This is a genomic window from Thalassotalea litorea, from assembly GCF_043642205.1.
Lineage (GTDB): Bacteria > Pseudomonadota > Gammaproteobacteria > Enterobacterales > Alteromonadaceae > Thalassotalea_A > Thalassotalea_A litorea.
The window spans coordinates 1-4,179 of the sequence record NZ_JBHZSG010000078.1 but is presented as its reverse complement, the minus strand read 5'-3'; the positions used below and the strand labels follow the sequence as shown (position 1 = coordinate 4,179).

Genomic DNA, 4,179 nt, shown 5'->3' with positions numbered 1-4,179 from the left:
GGAAGTATCCCTAAAAAATTAAGGGCCATGCGAGAAAACGTTAAGAAGTTTATCTTGCCCGAAAAAAGAAAACGGCCGAAGAAAAGGACCGTTCGTATCAATAAAACCCGCTACCCCATTCAGAAAAGAGGCTCTTAACTGAATGGTGTTAGACAGTTGTCGGCTTTTTTTGTGGCTAATCGACTTACTTTTAACGATTTTGCATCAATGTTTTTTAATTCCGAGCAACAAGTCGGTGCTAAATACCCGATTATCTCTGCGTTTTGTTTTAACTATTTTTTAATGACAGCGTTGTCATCTTGTGTTTATACTGATAATCCTTTATTAGTTAATTCATAATAAAAATTACTAAATATCTGGTTTTTAACGAATAAGAACCTGAAAATACCAATAGCGACAGTGAGTTATCTTAACGCTGTTGGTAGTCCTATTAAAAAAACAAATGATTTTGAGCAGGAAGACCATGGAATTAAAACCTTTCTATCCGGTAAGTGACAACGCGCAAGCCCATTCGCATCTGAGTGAACAAGAATATAAGCAGATGTATCAACAGTCGATCGAGCAGCCCGACGCTTTTTGGTCAGAGCAAGCCAACAAGTTTATCGACTGGTATCAGCCCTGGGATGAGGTATCTAAGGTCGATTATCATCAAGCACAAATTCAATGGTTTTCCGGCGCTAAATTGAATGTTAGTTATAACTGTATTGACCGTCATTTGCCGGAACGCGCGAAGCAAACCGCAATTATTTTCGAAGGTGATGAGCCGGGCGATAGCCGCCATGTCAGCTATCAGGAGTTGTCCGATCAAGTTAATAAATTTGCCAACGTATTAAAAAACCGTGGCGTGAAAAAAGGCGATCGTGTGTGTATCTACATGCCGATGATTGTTGAAGTTGGCTATGCGATGCTCGCTTGTGCCCGTATCGGTGCGGTGCATTCTGTTGTCTTTGGTGGTTTCTCTACCGAATCGATTAAAACCCGCATTCTAGACGCTGACTGCAAAGTGGTGATCACCGCTGATCAGGGCGTTCGTGGTGGCAAAATCATTCCGCTAAAAAACAATGTCGACGCTGCTGTTGCCGATTGCCCGAACGTACATTCGGTTATCGTCATCGAACGCACTGGCGCGGATGTTCAATGGAACGACAGCATTGATGTTAACTATGAGAAGGCCATGCAACAAGCGGATGCTTATTGCGAGCCGGAAATTATGGACGCTGAAGACCCATTATTTATTCTTTATACCTCGGGCTCTACCGGTAAGCCAAAAGGCGTATTACACACCTGTGGCGGCTATATTCTGTATACGGCGATGACCCACAAATATGTCTTTGATTATCGCGATGGCGAGATCTACTGGTGTACCGCGGACGCGGGTTGGATCACCGGTCACAGTTACATTTTCTATGGTCCGCTTGCCAATGGTGCTACGACGCTCGTTTTTGAAGGTGTACCGACATACCCGGATGCATCACGCTTTTGGCAGGTTATTGAAAAACACAAGGTGAACGTATTCTATACCGCGCCAACCGCTATCCGTGCGTTGATGGGCTTAGGTGATGAGTTGGTGAATAAGCAGGATTTGTCGTCACTGCGCCTGTTAGGAACAGTGGGTGAGCCGATTAATCCAGAAGCCTGGCATTGGTACTATGAAGTGGTCGGTAAAAACAACTGCCCAGTTGTTGATACCTGGTGGCAAACCGAAACTGGTGGCGTACTGATAACAACATTACCCGGCTCTTCCGGGATGAAGCCAGGCGCTGCGGGTCTGCCATTTTTTGGCATTCAACCCGCCATATTAGACGCTGACGGTAATGAGCTGGAAGGGGAATGTCGTGGCCGTTTAGTGTTAAAAGGCAGTTGGCCCGGACAAATGCGCACCGTTTATGGCGACCAACAGCGCTTTTATGATACCTATTTCTCACAATATCCGGGGTATTATTTTGCTGGCGATGGTGCCAAACGTGATAAAGACGATTATTACTGGATTATCGGCCGTATTGACGATGTCCTAAACGTATCCGGACACCGATTGGGTACCGCTGAGATTGAAAGTGCATTGGTACTACATCCGAAAGTTTCAGAAGCTGCAGTTGTGGGCTATCCTCACGATATCAAAGGCCAGGGGGTTTATGCCTACGTTACCTTGATGCAGGGGGAAGAAGGTAGTGAAGCCCTCGATACGGAATTAAAGGCACTGGTTGCGAAAGAGTTGGGAAGCTTTTCCAAGCCAGATTTACTGCAATGGTCGCCGAGCCTGCCAAAAACCCGCTCTGGTAAAATCATGCGTCGAATACTGCGCAAAATTGCGGAGAACGAATTGGATAATCTTGGCGATACGTCCACATTGGCCGACCCCGGCGCTGTGGATGAATTGATTGAGAATCGGTTGATTCGATAGGTTAAAAGGCAGAGCTAACGCTCTGCCTTTTTGCTTTAGAGGGAGACTCCATCGTAGAGAATTTCATCGGTTATGGCCAAGGACGGCTGGTATGCCGAAAATGCAGGAGCAATTTTCGGTTATGGGCAGGTATTTGGGTGACAGACTAACGTCGGTGGGACTGCGTCGAAGTTTTGCCATTTGTTGCAGTGTGTGTAAACCTGTTGCAGTTCATTTCTAGAAGTTTGCGGTTATGTTATCGACCAAAGTAGGGCTTCGAGCATCGATAAAGGGACTTTTTAACGATACATATGCCATTATTCACTCGTTTTCAAAAATCATATAAATTTAGCTGGTTTTTGGTCTTTGTTTCTTGTTTCTGTGTTATCTGGATCGGAATACACTTATACCAAGCAGTAACCGCCTTCCATATTCCAGATCTAAGAACTTCTGTTCCCGTATTTTTTCATACTCATCCATTTTGGTTTGTGTTAGTGGTGATTTTTCATTTTATCGTCTGGATAGTCTCTTTGTTGTATTCAGTTTTAACGTTGATGCATTGGGTTAACCGCAAGTAATAGCTATTAAAAAATACCGGACAGTTAGAGATCCGCCATTACATTCATGATTGACGTTAACTCTCTGAAAAGGTTAACGTCTTTTATCTGAGGGAAGAGTTAATTTACTAAGTTGTTGATAACGATTTAAGGGTTTTATTTTGAGTCAGATCGAAAAAATTTTGAACTTCATTGTCGAAATTGAAAAGTTAAAGAATGTGTATCGAAAAACACGCCCTGTAGGGCTTGATAGATATGAAAACTCTGCAGAGCACAGTTGGCATGTTTGTTTGTGTGCTTTGATGTTAAAAGACTATTCTAATGACGATATAAACATTGATCGCGTAATTAAAATGTTATTAATTCATGATCTTGGAGAAATTGATTGTGGCGATACAATTGTCTACGCAGCTGAAAGTGCGGACCTAAAAGAAAATGAAGCTATAGGTGTTAAACGTATTTTGAAAATGCTTCCTGATCAACAGTTTAAAGAGTATTTAGCCTTGTGGCACGAATTTGAGGCTGGAGAAAGTGCAGATTCTAAATTTGCAAAAGCTATTGATAGAGTACCACCTTTATTACATAACCTGCATGACGAAGGTCATAGTTGGAAAAAGCATAACGTAACCAAAGAACAGGTATTCTCAGTAAATAGCCGTATTGGTGAAGGCAGTGAAGAGCTATGGGGTGTCATTAAGAGAAAACTTGAGGAAGCTGTTTCTTCAGGGACTCTTAAATAAAGAATGATGATTTTGAATGAGCTACAGTCATTCTAGATAATGTAGTAGCACTCAATTAGTCGGGGGAATTTTTATCAATAATATAGGACAGCTTAAAAATTGGTGGATTGAAATACCCAAGAAGCAGAAGTCTGGCTTAATTATTCTTGCAGTATTTTTGTGTGGAGCACTGATAATGGTTTCAGGCATTCAAATAGGGCAAGCCATTGGAAAGCTTTTGTCGCTCGATGGCGGCAAAGAGCGAGCAAGAGTCATTCAATTTCTAATCTGCAAAGCACATAAAAGAACTGGATATTCAAGTGAAGCCAATGAGCAAATCTCGAAAATTTATAATGGGAATTCTGCGCCAGCATAAATGCCTTCAATTTTTATTGCGGTCCATATGTACTATTTTTGCTGCTCTAGTTATATGCAAATTGTTCTTCATAATTGGAGTTGTCGAAAGACCAATGTTTGGTGGTGTAATAGGCCAGATTTTTATGGGATTTGGAGTATCTCTTGG

Annotated in this window: 3 protein-coding genes; all 3 read left to right on the top strand. The window is 42.2% G+C overall.

The features are described from left to right. The first annotated feature begins 463 nt into the window (after window positions 1–463). The 3 genes from acs (at window position 464) to ACHUFQ_RS16890 (ending at window position 4,032) form a co-directional block, all read left to right on the top strand. Window positions 464–2,401: an acetate--CoA ligase gene (gene acs / locus ACHUFQ_RS16900; protein ID WP_394177024.1), complete on the top strand. Its 1,938-nt coding sequence runs from the start codon at window positions 464–466 to the stop codon at window positions 2,399–2,401. A 697-nt stretch (window positions 2,402–3,098) separates the two neighbouring features. Further along, the gene (locus tag ACHUFQ_RS16895; protein WP_394177023.1) at window positions 3,099–3,677 is read left to right on the top strand and encodes an HD domain-containing protein; all 579 of its coding nucleotides are present in this window, start codon (window positions 3,099–3,101) and stop codon (window positions 3,675–3,677) included. A 175-nt stretch (window positions 3,678–3,852) separates the two neighbouring features. Continuing rightward, complete coding sequence (locus tag ACHUFQ_RS16890) at window positions 3,853–4,032, top strand: hypothetical protein (RefSeq protein WP_394177022.1); 180 nt, start codon at window positions 3,853–3,855, stop codon at window positions 4,030–4,032. The last annotated feature ends 147 nt before the right edge of the window (window positions 4,033–4,179 follow it).